Source organism: Lelliottia sp. 489 (genome assembly GCF_050435885.1).
Lineage (GTDB): Bacteria > Pseudomonadota > Gammaproteobacteria > Enterobacterales > Enterobacteriaceae > Enterobacter > Enterobacter nimipressuralis.
Genome location: NZ_JBNDLC010000007.1, coordinates 126,551 through 148,603, shown reverse-complemented (window position 1 = coordinate 148,603; position 22,053 = coordinate 126,551). Strand labels below are relative to the sequence as shown.

General features: G+C 54.6%; 19 protein-coding genes. 8 read left to right on the top strand and 11 right to left on the bottom strand.

Annotated elements, in window-relative coordinates:
- Positions 1 to 15: 15 nt before the first annotated feature.
- Positions 16 to 960, top strand: coding sequence for a TIGR01212 family radical SAM protein (locus ABIE11_RS18860; protein WP_102105533.1), 945 nt, complete (start codon positions 16 to 18; stop codon positions 958 to 960).
- Here the strand turns inward: ABIE11_RS18860 and ABIE11_RS18855 are convergent.
- Entirely contained in the window at positions 937 to 2,439 is a 1,503-nt protein-coding gene (locus ABIE11_RS18855; protein ID WP_429185124.1) for a helicase HerA-like C-terminal domain-containing protein, read from the bottom strand. The two genes, ABIE11_RS18860 and ABIE11_RS18855, sit on opposite strands and share 24 nt — an antisense overlap.
- A gap of 137 nt (positions 2,440 to 2,576) precedes the next feature.
- Between ABIE11_RS18855 and ABIE11_RS18850 the strand changes: the two genes are divergently transcribed.
- Positions 2,577 to 4,214 (top strand): dihydroxyacetone kinase subunit DhaK, encoded by a 1,638-nt coding sequence (locus ABIE11_RS18850; RefSeq protein WP_429185123.1) that lies wholly within the window; start codon positions 2,577 to 2,579, stop codon positions 4,212 to 4,214.
- Between the two features lie 82 nt (positions 4,215 to 4,296).
- Here ABIE11_RS18850 and ahr read toward each other — a convergent pair whose 3' ends face one another.
- Both ahr and ABIE11_RS18840 read right to left on the bottom strand, forming a co-directional pair.
- On the bottom strand, positions 4,297 to 5,322 hold the full coding sequence (gene ahr, locus ABIE11_RS18845; protein ID WP_429185121.1) for an NADPH-dependent aldehyde reductase Ahr: 1,026 nt from the start codon (positions 5,320 to 5,322) through the stop codon (positions 4,297 to 4,299).
- An 83-nt stretch (positions 5,323 to 5,405) separates the two neighbouring features.
- Positions 5,406 to 5,909 (bottom strand): GNAT family N-acetyltransferase, encoded by a 504-nt coding sequence (locus ABIE11_RS18840; RefSeq protein WP_429185120.1) that lies wholly within the window; start codon positions 5,907 to 5,909, stop codon positions 5,406 to 5,408.
- Between the two features lie 508 nt (positions 5,910 to 6,417).
- On the opposite strand from ABIE11_RS18840, the gene ABIE11_RS18835 reads away from it, so the two are divergent.
- On the top strand, positions 6,418 to 6,948 hold the full coding sequence (locus tag ABIE11_RS18835; protein ID WP_429185118.1) for a DUF943 family protein: 531 nt from the start codon (positions 6,418 to 6,420) through the stop codon (positions 6,946 to 6,948).
- Positions 6,949 to 7,106: 158 nt separating this feature from the next.
- Here the strand turns inward: ABIE11_RS18835 and ABIE11_RS18830 are convergent, their stop codons facing one another.
- From ABIE11_RS18830 to pepA, 3 genes are all read right to left on the bottom strand, one after another.
- A complete protein-coding gene (locus ABIE11_RS18830; RefSeq protein ID WP_102105497.1) occupies positions 7,107 to 9,962 on the bottom strand; it encodes a valine--tRNA ligase in 2,856 nt (951 codons plus the stop codon).
- A complete protein-coding gene (gene holC, locus ABIE11_RS18825) occupies positions 9,962 to 10,405 on the bottom strand; it encodes a DNA polymerase III subunit chi (protein WP_100778716.1) in 444 nt (147 codons plus the stop codon). Before holC ends, ABIE11_RS18830 begins: the two co-directional genes overlap by 1 nt.
- Before the next feature lie 107 nt (positions 10,406 to 10,512).
- Positions 10,513 to 12,024: a leucyl aminopeptidase gene (pepA, locus tag ABIE11_RS18820; RefSeq protein WP_100778717.1), complete on the bottom strand. Its 1,512-nt coding sequence runs from the start codon at positions 12,022 to 12,024 to the stop codon at positions 10,513 to 10,515.
- A 266-nt stretch (positions 12,025 to 12,290) separates the two neighbouring features.
- Here pepA and lptF point away from each other — a divergent pair, with 266 nt between their 5' ends.
- From lptF to mtgA, 5 genes are all read left to right on the top strand, one after another.
- On the top strand, positions 12,291 to 13,391 hold the full coding sequence (gene lptF / locus ABIE11_RS18815; RefSeq protein ID WP_100778718.1) for an LPS export ABC transporter permease LptF: 1,101 nt from the start codon (positions 12,291 to 12,293) through the stop codon (positions 13,389 to 13,391).
- A complete protein-coding gene (gene lptG / locus ABIE11_RS18810; protein WP_129036293.1) occupies positions 13,391 to 14,473 on the top strand; it encodes an LPS export ABC transporter permease LptG in 1,083 nt (360 codons plus the stop codon). The genes lptF and lptG overlap by 1 nt, the downstream gene beginning before the upstream one ends.
- Positions 14,474 to 14,610: 137 nt before the next feature.
- Complete coding sequence (gene arcB / locus ABIE11_RS18805; RefSeq protein ID WP_429185115.1) at positions 14,611 to 16,944, top strand: aerobic respiration two-component sensor histidine kinase ArcB; 2,334 nt, start codon at positions 14,611 to 14,613, stop codon at positions 16,942 to 16,944.
- Between the two features lie 232 nt (positions 16,945 to 17,176).
- Positions 17,177 to 17,830: an isoprenoid biosynthesis glyoxalase ElbB gene (elbB, locus tag ABIE11_RS18800; protein ID WP_268194843.1), complete on the top strand. Its 654-nt coding sequence runs from the start codon at positions 17,177 to 17,179 to the stop codon at positions 17,828 to 17,830.
- Positions 17,827 to 18,555 carry a monofunctional biosynthetic peptidoglycan transglycosylase gene (gene mtgA, locus ABIE11_RS18795; protein WP_107702762.1) on the top strand — a complete coding sequence of 243 codons (729 nt, stop codon included), beginning with the start codon at positions 17,827 to 17,829 and terminating at the stop codon, positions 18,553 to 18,555. The genes elbB and mtgA overlap by 4 nt, the downstream gene beginning before the upstream one ends.
- Before the next feature lie 4 nt (positions 18,556 to 18,559).
- Here mtgA and npr read toward each other — a convergent pair whose 3' ends face one another.
- The 5 genes from npr to rpoN all read right to left on the bottom strand — a co-directional run bounded on the left by npr (position 18,560) and on the right by rpoN (position 22,046).
- Positions 18,560 to 18,832 (bottom strand): PTS phosphocarrier protein NPr, encoded by a 273-nt coding sequence (gene npr / locus ABIE11_RS18790; protein WP_095283587.1) that lies wholly within the window; start codon positions 18,830 to 18,832, stop codon positions 18,560 to 18,562.
- Positions 18,829 to 19,683: an RNase adapter RapZ gene (rapZ, locus tag ABIE11_RS18785; protein WP_100778723.1), complete on the bottom strand. Its 855-nt coding sequence runs from the start codon at positions 19,681 to 19,683 to the stop codon at positions 18,829 to 18,831. The genes npr and rapZ overlap by 4 nt, the downstream gene beginning before the upstream one ends.
- A gap of 45 nt (positions 19,684 to 19,728) precedes the next feature.
- The gene (gene ptsN / locus ABIE11_RS18780) at positions 19,729 to 20,220 is read right to left on the bottom strand and encodes a PTS IIA-like nitrogen regulatory protein PtsN (protein ID WP_100778724.1); all 492 of its coding nucleotides are present in this window, start codon (positions 20,218 to 20,220) and stop codon (positions 19,729 to 19,731) included.
- An 82-nt stretch (positions 20,221 to 20,302) separates the two neighbouring features.
- Positions 20,303 to 20,590, bottom strand: coding sequence for a ribosome hibernation promoting factor (gene hpf / locus ABIE11_RS18775; protein ID WP_100778725.1), 288 nt, complete (start codon positions 20,588 to 20,590; stop codon positions 20,303 to 20,305).
- 22 nt (positions 20,591 to 20,612) lie between these two features.
- Positions 20,613 to 22,046 carry an RNA polymerase factor sigma-54 gene (gene rpoN / locus ABIE11_RS18770; protein ID WP_102105493.1) on the bottom strand — a complete coding sequence of 478 codons (1,434 nt, stop codon included), beginning with the start codon at positions 22,044 to 22,046 and terminating at the stop codon, positions 20,613 to 20,615.
- Positions 22,047 to 22,053 lie beyond the last annotated feature (7 nt).

Below are 22,053 nucleotides of genomic sequence, written 5' to 3'. Positions count from 1 at the left end.
ACGGTCTATCAGATTATGCAGTTACAGAAATTAGTCAACATGTTTGGTGGGGATCTTTCACGCCGCTACGGACAAAAGGTTCACAAGCTCACGCTGCACGGCGGTTTTAGCTGCCCCAATCGCGATGGCACCATCGGGCGTGGCGGCTGTACTTTCTGTAATGTGGCCTCTTTTGCCGATGAGGCGCAGCAGCATAACTCTATCGCCGAGCAGCTTTCCCATCAGGCGAGTCTGGTTAACCGCGCAAAACAGTATCTGGCCTACTTCCAGGCCTACACCAGCACCTTTGCAGAAGTGCAGGTGCTGCGATCCATGTATCAGCAGGCCGTAAGCCAGGCGAATATCGTCGGGCTTTGTGTCGGTACGCGCCCGGACTGCGTACCTGAAGCTGTACTGGATTTACTGAGCGAATATAAAGATCTGGGCTACGAAATCTGGCTGGAGCTGGGATTGCAGACCGCGCATGACAAAACCCTGCATCGGATCAATCGTGGTCATGATTTTGCCTGTTACCAGAAAACCACCCGGCTGGCGCGGGAGCGCGGTTTAAAGGTCTGTTCACATCTGATTGTCGGTCTGCCGGGAGAAGGGCAGCAGCACGGTCTGGAAACCCTGGAAAGAGTTGTAGAGACGGGCGTGGATGGCATTAAGCTACACCCGCTGCATATTGTAACCGGAAGCACCATGGCGAAAGCCTGGGAAGCCGGGCGGTTGAATGGCATTGCGCTGGACGAGTACACCGTGACGGCAGGGGAGATGATCCGCCACACGCCGCCGGAGGTGATTTACCACCGCATCTCTGCCAGCGCACGCCGCCCAACGCTTCTCGCGCCCTTGTGGTGCGAGAACCGCTGGACAGGGATGGTCGAACTGGATCGTTATCTGAACCAGCACGGTGTGCAAGGCTCGGCGTTGGGTACGCCGTGGATCTCCCCGCTACCGACGTCGTCCACCCAGTAAACTCCCCAGCATGCCGCGCACAATCTGATTCGTCACCTGCCGCGCGGCGCTTTTAGCCATCGTCTGCACCACACCATCGCGTTTGCCGCCGCGTGGGCCGGTGCTGCCAAACAGAATATCTTTCAGCCCGCCGAGAATGCCGTCGTCAACGGCAACGTCACTCCCTTTAGCCGCTGGAGCTTGCTGCTTCTCGGTACTTGTCTGAACCCCTTTTTGCAGCATCTCAAACGCGGACTCACGATCCACTTCCTCCTCGTATTTGCCGTAAACCGGCGAGTGGTTGATCAGCGCGTTACGCTCGTCGTCCGTCACTGGCCCCATTCGAGAGAATGGCGCGATAACCATTGCGCGTTCGACGACGGACGGACTGCCTTTGGCATCAAGGAAGGAGATGAGCGCTTCCCCGGTGCCGAGCGCCTGAATCGCCTCTTCCGTATCAAACGCAGGATTCGCGCGCATAGTTTGCGCCGCCGCTTTAACCGCTTTTTGATCTTTCGGAGTAAAAGCACGCAGCGCGTGCTGCACGCGATTCCCGAGCTGGCCCAGCACGTTATCGGGAATGTCGGAAGGGTTCTGCGAGACAAAATAGACGCCCACACCTTTAGAACGGATCAGACGAATCACCTGTTCGATTTTATCCAGTAGAACCTGTGGGGCGTCGCTGAACAGCAGATGCGCTTCGTCAAAGAAGAACACAATCTTCGGTTTCTCCAGATCGCCCGCTTCCGGTAGCTGTTCATAGAGTTCAGAAAGCATCCACAGCAGACTGGCGGCGTAGAGTTTCGGCATCTGGTAGAGCTTTTCGGCGCTCAGGATGTTGATGATCCCTCTGCCGTTACTGTCGGTACGCATCCAGTCTTTGATATCCAGCATGGGTTCGCCGAAGAAATGCTCTGCGCCCTGCTGTTCTAGGGTAAGCAATCCGCGCTGAATAGCGCCCACTGATGCGGGGCTGATATTTCCGTACTGGTTCTGAAAGGATTTGGCGTTATCGCCAATGTACTGGGTAATCGCGCGCAGATCTTTAAAATCAAGCAGCAGCAAGCCCTGATCGTCGGCAATGCGGAAAATGATATTCAACACGCCGGACTGGACATCGTTAAGATTAAGAAGCCGCGCCAGCAGCAGCGGGCCGAGATCCGAGACAGTCGCGCGCACGGGATGGCCTCTCTCACCGAAAATATCCCACACCACAACAGGATTCGCCTGCGGCTGCCAGTCGGTCACGCCGATGTTTTTCAGCCGCTCAAGCAGTTTTTCTGACGCTGTCCCCTCCTGGGCGATGCCGGTTAAATCGCCTTTCACGTCAGCCATAAAGACCGGCACGCCAATACTGGAAAAAGACTCCGCCAGTTTTTGCAGAGTCACGGTTTTCCCCGTCCCGGTGGCGCCGGTAATCAGCCCGTGGCGGTTCGCCATTCCGGGCAACAGGAACAACTCTTTATCCAGCGTCCGGGCAATCAGCAGTGGTGTACTCATGGTGCGCTTCCTCTCTTTGTCCTGCGTCGAGTATAGGCAACCTGACGGCAATTTGACTCAGTAAATTCCTGACTTTGCGGCGCATTACCCAGCGCGGACTATGCTTTTGCATACGATTCACAAAAAGTTGGAAAGCTATGTCCAGATTCTTTTTTAATGACCGCAAACAGCTGGTCAATGATGCCATTGAAGGCATACTGATCTCCGCGCCACACGGCAATTTGGTCAAACTCGATATCGATCCGGCCATCCGCGTGGTCGCGCGCAGTGACTGGGATAAGAGCCGGGTGGCGGTGATTTCCGGTGGGGGCTCCGGCCACGAACCGGCGCACGCCGGATTTGTCGGCAAAGGGATGTTAACCGCTGCGGTGTGCGGGGATCTGTTTGCGTCCCCGAGCGTTGACGCGGTGCTGAATGCGATCGTGGCGGTGACGGGCGATCGTGGTTGCCTGCTGATCGTTAAAAATTACACCGGCGATCGTCTGAACTTCGGCCTCGCAGCGGAAAAGGCCAAACGCTACGGACTGAAAGTCGAGATGGTGATTGTGGCCGATGACATCGCGCTTCCGGACAACAAACAGCCGCGCGGCATTGCGGGTACCGCGCTGGTCCACAAAATTGCAGGTTTTGCGGCCGAAAAAGGGAAATCGCTGAGTGAGGTCCGGGATATTGCGCAACAGGCCTGCGAAAACCTGTGGAGCTTGGGTGTGGCAATGCAGACCTGCAACCTGCCGGGAAGCGATGACGAAGAGGGACGCATTAAGCAAGGGCATGTCGAGCTGGGCCTGGGCATTCACGGCGAGCCGGGGGCGTCGGTGCTGGATACGCAAAACAGTAAAGCCATTATCGACAAGCTGATCGCGCCGCTCAAAGAGAAGGCGGGTGACGGACGTTTTGCGGTGCTGATTAACAATCTCGGCGGCGTGTCTGCGCTGGAAATGGCGCTGCTGACGAAAGAGCTGGCGCATTCGGCGCTACAGGATCAGATTGCGTATCTCATCGGCCCCGCACCGCTGGTGAGCTCGCTGGACATGAAGGGCTTTTCTCTGTCGCTGCTCAGGCTAAACGAGACCTTTGAACGGGCGATTAATGAGCCTGTCGAGACCATCGGCTGGCAAAAACCAGTGGCGTTTGCGCCGCTGCGCACGTTGCCGCATACGGCTATACAGGATCGCGTGGACTATGCGCCTTCTGACAACGCGCAGGTGGCGGCTTTGGTTGGGGCGGCGACGCAAACGCTGGTCGATCTGGAGAATCGCCTGAATGCGCTGGATGCAAAAGTGGGTGACGGCGATACGGGTTCGACCTTTGCGCAAGGCGCGCGGGACATTGCGCAGTTATTGCAAGAGAAGCAGCTGCCGCTGAACGACGTCCCGAAACTGCTGCTGCTGACGGGCGAGCGACTGGCAACGGTGATGGGCGGATCGAGCGGGGTGTTGATGTCGATCTTCTTTACTGCTGCCGGGCAAGCGCTTCACGACGGCAAAACGCTGGCGGATGCTCTCCTCAGTGGGCTTGCGCAAATGAAGCAGTACGGCGGAGCGGATCTCGGCGATCGCACATTGATCGATGCGCTGCAACCGGCGCTGGAAGCGTTGCAGAAGAGCGACATCCAGGCTGCTGCACAGGCGGCGAAGAAAGGGGCCGACGCGACGGCCAGTATGCAAAAGGCTGGCGCGGGGCGTTCGTCGTATGTAAATAAAGAGAATCTGGACGGGGTGACGGATCCAGGGGCGGTGGCTGTTGCGGAAGTTTTTGCGGCGCTCGCGCGATAATGTGAAATGTGCCGGGTGGCGACTGCCTCACCCGGCCAGCGATTGAGTGTTGTCGCCCGGTAAGCAAAACGCTACCGGGCCATTAATGTCCGAAGTCCGCTTTCAACACCACGCGATAACGGGCTTTACCGTCACGCACATGCTGGATGGCTTCGTTGATTTTCGACATCGGGTAGAGTTCGGTAGTTGGCGCTACTTTGGTGCGTCCGGCGAACTTCATCAGTTTGCGCAATTCAAACGGGGTACCGGTCGCAGAGCCGGAAATGCTGCGATCGCCGCCAATCAGGGTGAACGCCGGAACCGGAAGCGGCTTCAGCACCGCACCGACGGTGTGGAAATTCCCGCCGTATGCCAGCGCTTCAAAGTACGGCTGCCAGTCGAGATCGACATTGACGGTGTTGATGATCAGATCGAACTGACCGGCCAGCGCTTTCAGCAGTTCTGGATCGCGGCTGTTGACCACTTTATCCGCCCCCATCGCCAGCACTTCTTTCTCTTTCGCCGGATTGGAGCTAAAGGCAGTCACTTCGCAGCCCATCGCGTGCAGTAATTTGATGGCGATATGGCCTAAACCGCCGATGCCAATGACGCCGACGCGGCTGGTGGCAGTGACGTGATGCATCAGAAGTGGTTTGAAAACGGTGATACCGCCGCACAGTAGCGGGCCGGCGGATTCGATATCAATGCTGTCGGGCAACGGGATAACCCACTGCCAGTCGGCGCGAAGTTTGTCGGCGAAACCGCCTTTATTGAGGATGGTAGGAACTGCGCCTTCCAGACAGTTGATCTGGTTGCCGCTAATACAGGCATCGCAATGGCCGCAGCTACGAGCGGTCCAGCCAATGCCGACGCGCTGGCCGACTTTCAGCCCTTTGTCCTGCGCTGCTGTACCCAGTGCCACCACGCGACCAATCACTTCGTGACCGGCAACCAGCGGATAGCTTGAAATGCCCCATTCATTGTCGATCATCGACAGGTCTGAGTGGCAGATCCCGCAATAATCGACCTGGACTTCGACGTCTTCTGCTTTCAGCTCGCCCGCATCGTATTCGTACAGTTCAAGGTCTGCACCTGCCTGCGGCGCGGCATAGCTTTTTATCTTCGACATCGTCTTTCCCCCGTTTTGGTGTGAACTGAGAGTGTAGAGCATTCAGTTTACAGCTGCTTAACAGAAGAGGGCGGGAAGGAGATTTACAGATTTTTCAGCATCCTGACTTCGCAATCGACATGCCCGGTACAGCCCAGCGGCGCATCGATATGTTCAAAACCCAGGTGCTCATATAAGCCGATGGCTTCTTTGAGGAAGGCGGTCGTTTCGAGGTAGCAACGTTTAAAACCTTGCGCGCGCGCGTGATCGAGAGCAAGCAGCGCCAGCTTTTTCGCCAGGCCTTGTCCGCGCACGTTCGACAGGAAATACATCTTTTGCAGCTCGCAGATATCTGGCTCGCTGCAGCTCAGTGGCGCAACACCGCCTCCACCGACGACTTTGCCGTTCTGTTCAATCACCCAGTAGGCATGGCCCGGCTGGCTGTAAAGCTGAAACAGCTCGTCCAGGTTGGGGTCGGCGACGGTATAGCCTTTATCGGCCGTCAGGCCGTACTCCGCCGACACTTCACGGATAACCGCAGCGATCCCGGCGTTGTCTTGCTCAGTGATCCGGCGCATAGCCGCTGCGACGGGGGTAATCACGCTCATAGCATTACTCATGACAAAAATTGACACACAGTTGCAGTTAATAGCACCACAGAAAGGGGAGTGCAAGCGAGGATAATTCATTTATGAGAGTTTTTTCTACAAAGATATCAGAGTTATTTATCTAATTATTATTATTTGCTAAATTTCCTCTTGTTTAATTTATTGTTTAAAACGAAATAAATAGTGTCAATGTACAACTATGTTTTTATTCATTAGGATGATGAATCATGCATTTAGATATGTATTTGTCAACGGAATTTCCGAAAGTCATCTTCTCAACTTTTCATCGGTTTTTAAGTTATCATATTAGCTGTAAATATTTCTTTCTTTATAATTTATTTTTGTTGGGTTTCTTTATTTTAAGGTGCCAAATATTTTTGGTTTTTGTTGGGGGAGTATCATTATTTAACCCTGCGAAGATGTTATGTTTTGTCCGCTTCGAGTTTATCTACAAACCGTTTATGAATAATTTTAGTGCCCATATTAATATCAGCGGTGGAGTTTAGCAATGAGATACTCAAAATGTAAAATATTCTTTATTGGGTTAATGGTTATGATATGTGTCTGCATGTTATGGACTATGCGGCCTGTAAAAATTATTCGTGCCGGAATCCGGTTTGAGTATGATTCTCAATTTAAGCAGGGGCTTTTAATAGGGAGTCTGCGTGGTTTTACGGATAATGAAAGTTACGATGTCATTGTTGATCATATGCCGCTAACAGAGTGGGGACGGATCCACTGGTATCTTGACCATAAAGATGAACTCAAGGGAAAATATAATATACCTACGTCATCATCATACCATATTGCTTTTTGGGATGTAGGCGATGGTTTTATTGACGGTGAAAAGTCCGGTGATGGCGATTTAGTCTGTTTCAATAAAGTGGATGGTTCAAATCAAAATTGTCTTGAGAAGGATCTTCTACTCAGCGTGGATTTAGATAAAGGGGAACAAGAGGAATACACCTTTAAACACTGCTGCAATTACTGGTCCTATATGCCGAATGGACGCCTTGCGTGGTTTAATGGGTATAGATAAAAATGCAGACTCAATCACAGGCAATTTTTGTATTTCCACTTTGTAGTGATAGTACCGTTGCGTCACGCTGACTTTCTTCGGCATCGTCTCGAAAGTCGGCTTTATCCAATCATAAAAAAAGCCGGATGGTTATCCGGCTTTTCAATGACACATCTGAATTACAGCGCGGCGATAACGGCCTGCTGCTCGATCAGTTTCGCTTTTGCATCGGCGAAGGCGACCAGACGTTCACGCTCTTTCGCGATAACCGCTTCAGGGGCGCGTGCGACAAAGCCTTCGTTAGCCAGCTTGCTCTCGATTTTTCCGATTTCCAGTTCGACTTTGGCCACTTCTTTTGCCAGACGAGCCAGTTCGGTCTCTTTATCGATCAGACCCGCCATCGGAATCAGCAGCTCGGCGCCTTCGATGATTTTAGTCACGGAGACCGGACCTTTGTCATCGGCTGGCAGCACGGTGATGCTTTCCAGACGCGCCATGTTTTGCAGGAAGCTACTGTTCTCGGTCACACGACGAATCGCCGTCTCGCTGCAACCGCGCAGCAGCAGTTCCAGTGGTTTGCCTGGAGAGATGTTCATCTCTGCGCGAATGTTACGGATTGCCACAATCGCCAGTTTCAGCCATTCGGTATCGGAAGCGGCTGCTTCATCCACCTGCGCCGCGTCGAATTCCGGGAACGGCTGCAGCATGATAGTGTCGGCAGTGATGCCTTTGATGACCTTCACACGCTGCCAGATGGTCTCGGTGATGAACGGGATGATTGGGTGCGCGAGGCGCAGCAAACCTTCCAGAACGGTAATCAGCGTATTACGCGTGCCGCGCAGTTCCGCTTCATTGCCGCCATTCATTACTGGCTTGGTCAACTCCAGATACCAGTCGCAGAACTGGTTCCAGGTGAACTCATACAGAATGCCTGCTGCGATATCAAAGCGATAGGTATCCAGCGCTTCACGGTACGCTTTGATGGTCTGGTTGAATTCCGCCAGAATCCAGCGATCCGCCAGAGACAGGGTCATTTCACCGCCGTTGAAGCCGCAATCCTGATCTTCGGTGTTCATCAGCACGAAGCGGCTGGCGTTCCACAGCTTGTTACAGAAGTTGCGGTAACCTTCCAGACGTTTCATGTCCCAGTTGATATCGCGACCAGTAGAGGCCAGCGCTGCCAGGGTGAAACGCAGGGCGTCGGTGCCGTGCGGCTCGATGCCGTCCGGGAATTGCTTCTCGGTGCGCTTGCGAATTTTCTCTGCCAGCTGCGGCTGCATCATGTTGCCGGTACGTTTCTCCAGCAGATCTGCCAGCGAAATCCCGTCAACCATATCCAGTGGGTCAATAACGTTACCCTTGGATTTGGACATCTTCTGGCCTTCGTCGTCACGAATCAGACCGGTCATGTAGACGGTATGGAACGGAACCTGCGGCTTGCCGTTTTCATCTTTAATGAAGTGCATGGTCATCATGATCATGCGGGCAATCCAGAAGAAGATGATGTCGAAGCCGGAGACCATCACGCTGGTCGGGTGGAACTGACGCAGGGCGTCGGTGTTTTCCGGCCAGCCGAGAGTGGAGAAGGTCCACAGGGCGGAGGAGAACCACGTGTCCAGAACGTCTTCGTCCTGGCGCAGGGCCACGTCAGCGCCCAGATTATTTTCCTGACGCACTTCTTCTTCGGTGCGGCCAACGAACACGTTGCCGTCGTTGTCATACCAGGCCGGGATACGGTGACCCCACCACAGCTGACGAGAGATACACCAGTCCTGAATATCGCGCATCCAGGAGAAGTACATGTTTTCATACTGTTTTGGTACGAACTGGATATCACCGTTCTCAACCGCTTCGACAGCCGGTTTCGCCAGGATATCGGCACGCACGTACCACTGGTCGGTCAGCATCGGCTCGATGACCACGCCACCACGGTCACCGTAAGGAACGGTCAGATCGTGAGGTTTGATCTCTTCCAGCAGGCCGAGCGCGTCAATGGCCGCAACCACCGCTTTACGCGCAGCAAAACGTTCCAGTTTCTGGAATTCAGCCGGGATTTCAGAGGAGTAAACGTCAGACTCTTCGCCTTTGGTGTCATACACTTCCGCGCTTTCACGGATATCGCCGTCAAAGGTCAGAATGTTAATCATCGGCAGGGCGTGACGACGGCCAACTTCATAGTCGTTGAAATCGTGTGCCGGGGTGATTTTCACACAGCCGGTGCCTTTTTCCATGTCGGCGTGCTCGTCGCCAAGGATTGGAATACGGCGGTTCACCAGCGGCAGAACCACAAATTTACCGATCAGATCTTTGTAGCGCGGATCTTCCGGGTTAACGGCCACGCCGGTATCGCCCAGCAGGGTTTCTGGACGCGTCGTCGCAACCACCAGGTAATCTTTACCGTCTGCGGTTTTTGCGCCATCGGCCAGCGGATAGCGGATGTGCCACATGGAGCCTTTAGACTCGCGGTTTTCCACTTCCAGATCGGAGATCGCAGTGCGCAGTTTCGGGTCCCAGTTCACCAGGCGTTTGCCACGGTAAATCAGGTCCTCTTTGTACAGACGGACGAAAACTTCTTTCACGGCGTTGGAAAGGCCTTCATCCATGGTGAAGCGCTCGCGCTCCCAGTCCACGGAGTTGCCGAGACGACGCATCTGACGGGTGATGGTGCCGCCAGATTCGGCTTTCCACTGCCAGATTTTGTCGATGAACGCGTCGCGACCGTAGTCGTGGCGGGTTTTACCTTCTTCAGCGGCAATCTTACGCTCAACCACCATTTGGGTCGCAATGCCCGCGTGGTCAGTCCCAGCCTGCCACAGGGTGTTTTTGCCCTGCATGCGCTGGTAACGGATCATGGTATCCATGATGGTTTGCTGGAAGGCATGACCCATATGCAAACTGCCGGTGACGTTCGGCGGCGGGATCATGATGCAGAAGGACTCTTTGCTTTCATCGCCGTTAGGCTTGAAATAGCCCTGCTCTTCCCAGTGCTCGTAAAGCGGCTGTTCGATATCTCGTGGGTTGTATGTCTTTTCCATTATTTCCAGGTTGCCGTATTCAGGTTAAAACCGGCCAGGCGGTACGCTTTGTAGCGTTCGCGCGCCAGTTGTTTCAGAGAATCTTCGTGAGGGACAAAGTCTACCACTTCTGTGAAAGCGGTGGCAAAATCTGCAAAGCCGATACGCAGGCTGATCAGAATATCGCGCGCGCTGCTGTTACGCTTTTGTGGCCAGGCAATCTCCACCGGCGCGCCACCGCGCGGCCCTTCTCCCGACAAATTATGCGGAACAAAACCTTCGGGTGGCCTTGCCCACAGCGCTTCGTCAAGACGAATCGCCTGCGCTTCATCTTCACAGGCAATCAGGACGCGTTTACCGCTGCGCCAACGTTCTGCGGCAATTTCACACACCAGTTGCTCAACGGCGCTTAAGCCATCGACGGTGTTATCGTTGTCCAGAAGGTAGAACGTCGCATTCTTCATAATATGGGGCTTCTTTGGGTGGATTTAAACGCAAAGCCGGGGGTTACCCGGCCAGCGTACACCTTGTAGGTCCGGCAAGCCTGACGCCGCCGGACAACGGCGTGCAACTACTCTTCGCCGTTAAAACCGGCGCGGTTGAGCAGGAACTGCGACAGCAGGGCAACTGGACGACCGGTGGCGCCTTTGGCTTTACCGGAGCGCCATGCGGTACCCGCGATATCCAGGTGAGCCCAGTTGTACTTGCGGGTAAAGCGTGCCAGGAAGCAGCCTGCGGTAATCGCCCCGCCAGGACGGCCGCCAATGTTGGCCATGTCTGCGAAGTTAGACTCTAACTGCTCCTGATACTCATCGCCCAACGGCAGACGCCATGCGCGGTCGCCCGCTTGCTCGGATGCGCCGATCAGCTCATGGGCCAGCGGATTGTGGTTCGACATCAGGCCGGTGATGTGATGGCCGAGGGCAATCACACAGGCGCCGGTCAACGTCGCCACGTCGATGACCGCTTCAGGCTCAAAGCGCTCCACGTAGGTCAGCACGTCGCACAGCACCAGACGGCCTTCGGCGTCGGTGTTCAGCACTTCAACGGTCTGGCCGGACATGGTGGTCAGAACATCGCCTGGGCGGTACGCGCGACCACCTGGCATGTTTTCACAGCCCGCCAGTACGCCGATGACGTTAATCGGCAACTGCAGTTCGGCGACCATACGCATCACGCCGTACACTGCCGCTGCACCGCACATATCGTACTTCATCTCATCCATGCCTTCGGCAGGCTTGATGGAGATACCGCCGGAGTCGAAGGTGAGGCCTTTGCCAACCAGCACGATAGGGCGCGCGTCTTCGGACGGATTGCCTTTGTACTCGATGACCGACATCAGCGATTCGTTTTGCGAACCGTTTCCGACCGCAAGGTACGAGTGCATTCCCAGCTCTTTCATCTGCTGTTCGCCGATGACGCGGGTGACGACATTTTTGCTGTAGGAATCAGCCAGCTGACGCGCCTGAGAGGCCAGGTAACCGGCGTTGCAGATGTTTGGCGGCATATTGCCGAGATCTTTCGCCGCTTTGATACCGGCGGCAATCGCCAGACCGTGCTGAATGGCGCGCTCGCCGCTGGTCAGCTCGCGACGGGTTGGGACGTTAAAGACCATTTTACGCAGCGGACGACGCGGTTCGCTTTTGTTGGTCTTCAACTGATCAAAACTGTAGAGGCTCTCTTTCGCGGTCTCAACGGCCTGACGCACTTTCCAGTAGGTGTTGCGACCTTTCACGTGCAGTTCGGTCAGGAAGCAGACGGCTTCCATTGAGCCGGTATCATTCAGGGTATTGATAGTTTTCTGAATGACCTGCTTGTACTGGCGTTCATCAAGCTCGCGCTCTTTACCGCAACCAATCAGCAGAATGCGCTCGGACAGCACGTTGGGAACATGGTGCAGTAACAGCGTCTGCCCAGGTTTGCCTTCGAGTTCGCCACGGCGCAGCAGGGCGCTGATATAGCCGTCACTGATTTTATCGAGTTGTTCGGCGATCGGGGAGAGTCGGCGTGGTTCAAAGACGCCCACAACGATGCAGGCACTCCGCTGTTTCTCCGGGCTACCGCTTTTTACACTGAACTCCATGCACTACGCTCCTGAATCTTAAAGACAACGACGGCTGCTACGGATAGAATTGAAACCTTTCGTAACTCATGTCCGCTGTTGTGGTGACTTCGTGTTAATCTTACGTTACTACGGTTTCGACACGTCAAAAAATATCCTGAAGCGCGACACCGCCGGGTTTTTTAATCTTAGCGATGTTTTCGACGACTCAAGAGAATAAATGACGTTTAAGCCATGAAACAAGCAATTTTCCAGCAAAGAGACGGGTTTTTACGGGCGTATTTAAAGTGATAATCATAAGATATCTGGTGCGGGAGACGCTCAAAAGCCAGCTGGCGATCCTTTTCATCTTACTTCTGATCTTTTTCTGTCAGAAGTTAGTCAGGATCCTCGGCGCGGCGGTAGACGGCGAAATCCCAACAAATCTGGTGCTTTCTCTGCTCGGATTAGGCGTGCCCGAAATGGCGCAGCTTATTCTGCCGCTAAGCCTTTTCCTCGGCCTGCTCATGACGCTGGGAAAACTCTATACCGAAAGTGAAATCACCGTCATGCACGCCTGCGGCCTAAGCAAAGCCGTACTGGTGAAAGCCGCGATGGTGCTGGCACTGTTCACCGGTATCGTGGCGGCGGTAAACGTGATGTGGGCTGGCCCCTGGTCTTCCCGACATCAGGATGAAGTGCTGGCCGAAGCCAAAGCCAACCCTGGCATGGCGGCGCTCGCGCAGGGCCAGTTCCAGCAGGCCACAGACGGCAGCTCCGTCCTCTTTATTGAAAGCGTTGACGGCAGTCGATTCAACGACGTGTTCCTCGCGCAAATCCGTACCAAAGGCAACGCCCGCCCTTCCGTGGTGGTCGCGGATTCCGGACAGCTCTCGCAGCGTAAAGACGGCTCTCAGGTGGTGACGCTGAACAAAGGCACCCGCTTTGAAGGCACCGCGCTGCTGCGCGACTTCCGTATTACCGATTTCCAGAACTATCAGGCGATTGTCGGCCATCAGAACGTGGCGCTCGATCCAACGGATACCGAGCAGATGGACATGCGCACCCTGATAAACACCGATACCAATCGCGCGAGAGCGGAACTGCACTGGCGTCTGACGCTGGTATTCACCGTGTTTATGATGGCGTTGATGGTTGTGCCACTGAGCGTGGTTAACCCGCGTCAGGGTCGTGTGCTCTCGATGCTGCCAGCGATGCTGCTCTATCTGGTGTTCTTCCTGCTGCAAACGTCTATTAAGTCGAATGGCGGCAAGGGCAAGATCGACCCGATGATCTGGATGTGGGTGGTCAATGGCCTGTACCTGCTGCTGGCAGTAGTATTAAACCTGTGGGATAGCGTGCCGATGCGCCGCATACGTGCCCGCTTTGTACGTAAAGGAGCGGTGTGATGCAGGCTTTCCGCGTTCTTGACCGCTATATCGGTAAAACCATTTTCACCACCATCATGATGACGTTGTTCATGCTGGTGTCGCTCTCGGGCATCATCAAGTTTGTCGACCAGCTTAAAAAAGCCGGGCAGGGGAGTTACGACGCACTGGGCGCCGGGATGTATACCATTCTCAGCGTGCCAAAAGATGTGCAAATCTTCTTCCCGATGGCCGCGCTGTTAGGCGCGTTGCTGGGGCTGGGGATGCTGGCCCAGCGCAGTGAGCTGGTTGTAATGCAGGCTTCGGGCTTCACCCGTATGCAGGTAGCGCTGTCGGTGATGAAAACGGCTATTCCACTGGTCCTGCTGACGATGGCAATCGGTGAATGGGTCGCTCCGCAGGGCGAGCAGATGGCGCGTAACTATCGTGCGCAGGCCATGTACGGCGGCTCTTTGCTCTCAACTCAACAAGGCCTGTGGGCGAAAGACGGTAACAACTTCGTCTATATCGAACGCGTTAAGGGTGATGATGAGCTGGGCGGTGTGAGTATTTACGCCTTCAACGATCATCGCCGTTTACAGTCCGTGCGTTACGCAACCACGGCGAAATTCGATCCGGCGCAGAAGCTCTGGCGCCTGTCGCAGGTGGATGAATCGAACCTGCAAGATCCGAAACAAATCACCGGTGCTCAGACCGTTTCGGGCACCTGGAAGACCAACCTGACGCCTGACAAACTGGGCGTGGTGGCGCTGGACCCGGATGCGCTCTCTATCAGCGGCCTGCACAATTATGTGAAGTACCTGAAGTCGAGCGGCCAGGATGCCGGGCGTTATCAGCTCAACATGTGGAGCAAAATCTTCCAGCCAATGTCCGTGGCGGTAATGATGCTGATGGCGCTGTCGTTCATCTTCGGGCCGCTGCGTAGCGTGCCGATGGGCGTGCGTGTGGTCACCGGTATCAGCTTTGGCTTTGTTTTCTACGTGCTGGACCAGATCTTTGGCCCGCTGACGCTGGTCTACGGTATTCCACCGCTGATCGGTGCGCTGCTGCCAAGCGCGTCGTTCTTCCTGATCAGCCTCTGGCTGCTTCTCAGACGCTCCTGATCGCACCTCTTCCTCACTCCCGAATCGCCGGGAGTGAGGCTAATCTCCTGATTCACGCCGCACTTTTTCACACAACCTTCAACGCCTTGCCCGGAATTTGAGTATTATTGAGCGATGAAGTCGTGAAGGGATCCCCTATGAAGCAAATTCGTATGCTTGCGCAGTACTACGTCGACCTGATGATGAAGCTCGGCCTGGTGCGTTTCTCATTGCTGTTGGCTCTGGCGCTGGTGGTGCTGGCGATTGTCGTGCAGATGGCGGTAACCATGGTGCTGCACGGCCAGGTCGAAAGTATCGACGTTATCCGCTCGATCTTCTTCGGCCTGCTGATCACTCCGTGGGCGGTCTATTTTCTCTCGGTGGTGGTGGAACAGCTGGAAGAGTCACGCCAGCGGCTCTCCCGTCTGGTGCAGAAACTGGAGGAGATGCGCGAGCGTGACCTCAAGCTTAACGTCCAGCTAAAAGACAACATTGCGCAGCTGAACCAGGAGATTTCGGATCGTGAAAAAGCGGAAGCCGAACGTCAGGCGACCCTTGAGCAGCTGAAGGTTGAGATGAAAGAGCGTGAAGTCACGCAGATTCAGCTGGAGCAGCAATCTTCCTTCCTGCGCTCGTTCCTCGACGCTTCACCGGATCTGGTTTTCTATCGTAACGAAGATAAAGAGTTCTCCGGCTGTAACCGGGCGATGGAGCTGCTGACGGGAAAAAGTGAGAAACAGCTGATTCACCTTAAACCGCAGGATGTCTACTCGGAAGAGGCGGCGGCCAAGGTTATTGAAACCGACGAGAAGGTGTTCCGCCATAATGTCTCTCTCACCTACGAGCAGTGGCTGGATTACCCCGACGGGCGCAAAGCCTGCTTTGAAATTCGTAAAGTGCCTTATTACGACCGCGTGGGCAAACGCCACGGCCTGATGGGCTTTGGCCGCGATATTACCGAGCGTAAGCGTTATCAGGACGCGCTAGAGCGTGCCAGCCGCGACAAGACCACCTTCATCTCGACCATCAGCCATGAGCTGCGTACGCCGTTGAACGGCATCGTGGGGCTTAGCCGTATTCTGCTGGACACGGAACTGACCGGCGAACAGGAAAAATACCTCAAAACTATCCACGTTTCCGCCGTGACCCTCGGCAATATCTTCAACGATATTATTGATATGGATAAGATGGAACGCCGAAAAGTCCAGCTGGATAATCAGCCTGTCGATTTCACCGGATTCCTGGCGGATCTGGAGAATCTCTCCGGTCTGCAGGCGCAGCAGAAAGGGCTGCGCTTTGTGCTGGAGCCTTCACTGCCGCTGCCGCATAAAGTGGTGACGGACGGTACGCGTCTGCGCCAGATCCTGTGGAACCTCATCAGCAACGCCGTCAAGTTCACCCAGAAAGGGGAAGTGGTAGTGCGTATTCGCTTCGATGCAGGCGATATGTTGCACTTTGAGGTGGAAGACTCCGGCATCGGCATTCCGCAGGAGGAGCAGGACAAAATCTTCGCCATGTATTATCAGGTGAAAGACAGCCACGGCGGGAAACCGGCAACGGGCACCGGGATTGGCCTGGCCGTTTCGCGCCGTCTGGCGAAGAGCATGGGCGGGGATATCACCGTCTCCAGCCAGCAGGGGAAAGGCTCTGTCTTTACGTTGACGGTACATGCCCCTGCGGTTGCTGAAGAGGTGGAAGATACCTTCGAGAACGATGAACTGCCGCTGCCCGCCCTTCATGTTCTACTGGTTGAAGATATTGAGCTGAACGTGATTGTCGCCCGGTCGGTGCTCGAAAAACTGGGTAACAGCGTCGATGTGGCGATGACCGGCACTGCCGCGCTGGAGATGTTTACGCCGGGTGAGTATGACCTCGTGCTGCTGGATATTCAGCTCCCGGATATGACCGGGCTGGACATCTCCCGCGAGCTGACGCGTCGTTTCGCTCGCGATGAATTACCGCCGCTGGTGGCCCTGACCGCTAACGTCCTGAAGGACAAAAAAGAGTACCTCGATGCCGGTATGGACGATGTGCTCAGCAAACCGCTGGCGGTGCCAGCCCTGACCGCTATGATCAAAAAATTCTGGGATACCTGTGATGAAGAGGAGAGCACGATGACGCCTGTAGAGAGCGAAAAAGCACAATCACTTCTGGATATCGCCATGCTGGAGCAGTACATCGATCTGGTCGGGCCGAAACTGATCACCGACGGTGTGGCAGTGTTCGAGAAAATGATGCCGGGCTATTTAAGCGTGCTGGAGTCCAATCTGACGGCGCGCGACCAGAAAGGCATCGTCGAAGAGGGGCACAAAATTAAAGGCGCTGCCGGATCGGTCGGGTTACGCCATTTGCAGCAGTTGGGTCAGCAGATCCAGTCTCCAGATTTACCGGCGTGGTGGGATAACGTAGGTGAATGGGTTGAGGAGATGAAACAAGAGTGGCAGAACGATGTGGATGTGTTGAAAGCGTGGGTGGAAAATACCAAAAAATGACCCCGGCTAAACCGGGGTGCGCGAATACTGCGCCAACACCAGGGAAATCTTGGCAGCGCCTGTTTTTTTAGTATTGTGACTGCATGGACGCTGCCCGAAAATTTAGGCCGCACGCAGTTAAGATAGCAAATCTTAAATGATTTGTTACAGGAATCAGTGAAATGTGTGAAGCATAGCGTTTTAATCAGAATTTTTAATGTGCTTCAGAGAGTTGGAGAGAAGGGACGGCGAAATGAAAAAGGTAGGTGTTGTACTGAGCGGCTGCGGCGTTTACGACGGCGCAGAGATTCATGAGTCAGTTCTGACGCTGCTCGCACTGGCGAAACAGGGTGCAGAAGCGGTCTGTTTTGCGCCGGATAAAAGCCAGACGGATGTTATCAATCATTTATCTGGTGAATTAATGCCGGAAACCCGCAATGTGCTGATTGAAGCGGCGCGCATTGCCCGTGGCAATATCCAGCCGCTGGCACAGGCCAATGCCGAGGAGCTGGATGCCCTGATCGTGCCAGGTGGTTTTGGTGCCGCCAAAAATTTGAGTAATTTCGCCAGTCAGGGCAGCGAGTGTCGGGTCGATGATGCGCTGAAAGCGCTGGCGCAGCGCATGCACGCCGCAGGAAAACCGCTGGGCTTTATGTGCATCGCCCCTGCGATGCTGCCTAAGATTTTTGATTTCCCGCTGCGCCTGACCATCGGCACTGACATCGATACCGCTGAAGTGATCGAAGAGATGGGCGGCGAGCATGTACCGTGCCCGGTGGAAGATATCGTGGTCGACGAGGACAATAAAATCGTGACTACACCCGCCTATATGCTGGCGCAGACTATCGCTGAAGCTGCCGTCGGTATTGAGAAACTGGTCGAACGCGTGCTGGTGCTGTCCCGGTGAGTAAAAATCGCTCTCCTGTCGCCTGGGTGAAACGCATTGTGCTGCGCGCGCTGCTGGCGCTTGCGGTGTTCTGGGGCGGTGGCATCGCGCTCTTCAGCATTGTGCCAGTGCCGTTTTCTGCGGTCATGGTTGAGCGCCAGCTCGGCGCATGGCTAACGGGTGATTTTAGCTATGTGGCACACTCGGACTGGGTGAGCATGGACGAAATCTCCCCGTGGATGGGACTGGCGGTTATCGCGGCGGAAGATCAGAAATTCCCGGAACACTGGGGCTTTGACGTCTCGGCGATTGAAAAAGCGCTGGCGCACAATGAACGGAATGAAAATCGCGTGCGCGGTGCCTCGACGCTCTCTCAGCAGACGGCGAAAAACCTGTTTTTATGGGATGGCAGAAGCTGGGTGCGCAAAGGGCTGGAGGCGGGTCTGACGCTGGGCATGGAGACCGTCTGGAGTAAAAAACGCATTCTGACGGTGTATCTCAATATCGCTGAGTTTGGTGATGGGGTGTTTGGCGTGGAGGCGGCGGCACAACGCTATTTCCACAAACCCGCCAGCCGTCTGACCCAAGCCGAGGCCGCACTGCTGGCCGCGGTGTTACCTAACCCGATTCGCTATAAAGCGGATGCCCCGTCCGGGTATGTCCGCAACCGTCAGGCGTGGATCATGCGCCAGATGCGACAGTTGGGCGGGGAAGGGTTTATGACCAGGAATAAATTGTACAGATGAGGACTTAATCCTCATCAAATCCGGCGTTGAACAGCGCGACGACCGCAGCCAGTGCTTCGACTTCCTGCGGACCGGTCGCTTCCACTTCAATCTGTCGGCCCTTTGCGGAATCCAGCATCAGCAGCGCAATCACGCTGTTGGCTTCTGCTTCTGTGCCTTCATCGTTACGCAGCAGCACTTCCGCATCAAATCCTTGCATCAGTTCAAACAGTTTCATCGCCGGGCGTGCATGCATGCCCAGCTTGTTGGTGATTTCAACGGTATGTTTTACGGTCATGTTTTACGTTTTTCCAGCGTGCGATGACGAGACTGAACGTTTTTACCGCGTGAGCGGAAGTAATCAGCCAGCTGTTCGGCAATATACACCGAACGATGTTTACCGCCGGTACAACCAATTGCGACCGTCAGGTAGCTACGATTGTTGGTTTCCAGCATAGGTAACCATAGCTCAAGGTAGCTTCGCGTCTGGTAGATAAAATTGTGAACTTCTGTGTGACGATCGAGGAATGCTGCCACGGGCTTGTCCAGACCGGTCATTGGACGCAGTTTCGGGTCCCAGTGCGGGTTCGGCAGGAATCGTACGTCGAATACATAATCCGCATCGATTGGAATACCGTGTTTGAAGCCAAAGGATTCGAACACCATGGTCAGCTCGCGCTCGCGTTTACCCAGCAGGCGGGTACGCAGCATTTCTGCCAGCTCATGCACGGACATTTCAGAGGTATCGACGATCAGATCCGCACGGGAACGCAGCGGTTCCAGCAGATCGCTCTCTTCGTCGATGGCACTTTCAAGCGACAGATTCTTGCTGGAAAGGGGGTGTAAACGACGGGTGTCACTGTAGCGACGGATTAGCGTGTTACGGTCAGCGTCAAGGAACAGCAGCTGCGGCGTGAAGTTATCCGGCAGGCTGTTCATCGCCTCTTCAAAGATTTCCGGGGATTCCGGCATGTTGCGCACGTCGATACTGACCGCCGCAGAGATCTGCCGGTCAGCAAGCGTTCGCGCCAGGTCGGGCAGCAGGACAACCGGAAGGTTGTCGACGCAGTAAAATCCCATATCTTCGAGCGCTCGCAGGGCCACGGATTTCCCCGAGCCTGAACGACCGCTGACGATCATCAGCACCATGTTCCGTTTCTCCTCACGACTGCAGATGTGAAGGCCATCTCCTGGTTACGCATCATCCTGATTGCCTTCCGCTTCGGTGATAATTTGGTACAGCTCTTCATCACTTTGGGCTGCGCGCAGACGGCGGCAAATTGTTTTATCCGCCAGACGTTTTGCGACCAGAGAAAGCGTATGCAAATGGGTTTTCGTCTGGTCAGCAGGCACCAGCAGAGCGAAAAGCAAATCAACCGGCTGGTTATCAATCGCATCAAAAGCGATAGGCGTTTCAAGCTGCACAAAAACGCCCACGGCGCGTAATGTGTCTTCTTCCAGTTTGCCATGCGGAATGGCGATGCCATTGCCGATGCCGGTACTGCCCATTTTTTCACGGGTCAGAATGGCCTCGAATACCACCTGAGGCGGCAGGCTTAACTGTTTTGCAGCCAGTTCACTGATAATTTCCAGAGCCCGTTTTTTGCTCTGACAGTGAACGCCACTGCGGGTACATTCCTGGTTAAGGACATTACTCAATTGAAGCGAGGAATCGTTGTTCATCATAATTTCACCTAAGCGCTAACTGTACAAATGGCCTGTTGTGTTTGACAACAGGCCGCCCTGCACCCGTTAACTGCCCGGACAATTAGTGTTGTTTCAGTTTATCTTTATGTTTATTAAGCTGTCGTGCCAGCTTGTCAATCAAGCCGTCGATAGCCGCATACATGTCTTGCCCTTCCGCACTGGCATGGATTTCGCCCCCGTTGACATGCAGGGTTGCGTCCGAGATATGAGTCACTTTCTCCACTTTTAACACAATGTAGACCTGATTGATCCTCTCGAAATACTGCTCCAGTTTGGCGAATTTTGTATTCACAAAATCACGCAAGGCTTCAGTGATCTCGACATTCTGTCCTGTGATGTTGAGCTGCATAGTGTCTTCCTTATCGGTTGTGTCAAACCAGTTGTTTACGCTGGTTAGACGGCGGAATGGATAAAGACTCTCGATACTTCGCAACAGTACGACGTGCCACCATAATACCCTGGTCGGACAGCATGGTGGTTAACTTACTGTCACTCAGTGGCTTCGCGGGGTTTTCCGCGGCGATCAACTTCTTCACCAGTGCGCGAATGGCCGTTGACGAGGCTTCGCCACCGCCTTCGGTATTCACATGGCTGGAGAAGAAATACTTAAGCTCAAAAATACCGCGCGGGCTGTGCAGATATTTCTGCGTAGTCACACGCGAAATGGTCGATTCGTGCATCTCGACGGCCTGGGCGATATCCGCCAGCACCATCGGTTTCATAAACTCTTCGCCCTGATCGAAAAACGCCTGCTGCTGTTCGACGATGCAACGACTCACCCGTAGCAGCGTATCATTTCGGCTTTCGAGGCTTTTGATCAGCCAGCGCGCTTCCTGAAGATTGCTACGAATATATTGATTGTCGGAGTCGTTGCGCACGCTGGTGCACATGGAGGCGTATTGCTGATTGATTTGCAGGCGAGGAATGCTGTCGGAATTCAGTTCAACGGCCCAGCGGCCATTGTGTTTGCGTACCAGAACGTCAGGAATGACGTACTCGGGTTCGCTGGTCTGGATCGACTGTCCGGGGCGTGGATCGAGGGACTGAATCAGATTCACCGCCTCTTTCAGCACATCTTCTTTCAGACGAGTGACGCGCATCAGCGAGCGGAAGTCGTGATTCGCCAGCAGATCGAGGTGATCGCTGATGATCAATCGCGCTTCGTCGATCCACGGCGTCTCTTTCGCAAACTGCGACAGCTGGATCAACAGGCAATCACGCAGGTCTTTCGCCGCCACGCCGACCGGGTCAAAGCGCTGGATGCGTTTTAGCACCGCTTCGATCTCATCGAGATCGATATCGCCGTTTCCGATGCTCTCCAGAATATCTTCCAGAGAAACGGTCAAATAGCCAGTGTCATCCACGGCATCGACAATCGAGGTAGCAATCGCGCGATCGGTTTCGGTGAATGGCGTCAGCTCCACCTGCCACATCAGATAATCCTGCAGGGACTGGGTGGTTTCACCCTGATAGACCGGTAGCTCGTCATCCTGGTAATCTGCACGCGTCCCGGAAGGGGTTCCGGCGGTGTAGATTTCATCCCAGCTGGCGTCTAGCGGTAGCTCGTCCGGCATCTCTTTTTGCTCAAGAGCGTCTGCGGTATCAAGCGATTCGGTGTCCTGCTTTTCTTGGGTATCAACCTCGTCATGAAGATCGGTTTGCTCCAGCAGGGGGTTACTGTCCAGCGCCTGCTGGAGTTCCTGCTGAAGTTCTAACGTGGACAGCTGCAACAGACGAATCGCCTGTTGTAGCTGTGGCGTCATCGCCAGTTGCTGGCTGAGCCGTAATTGCAAACCTTGCTTCATGTTCAGA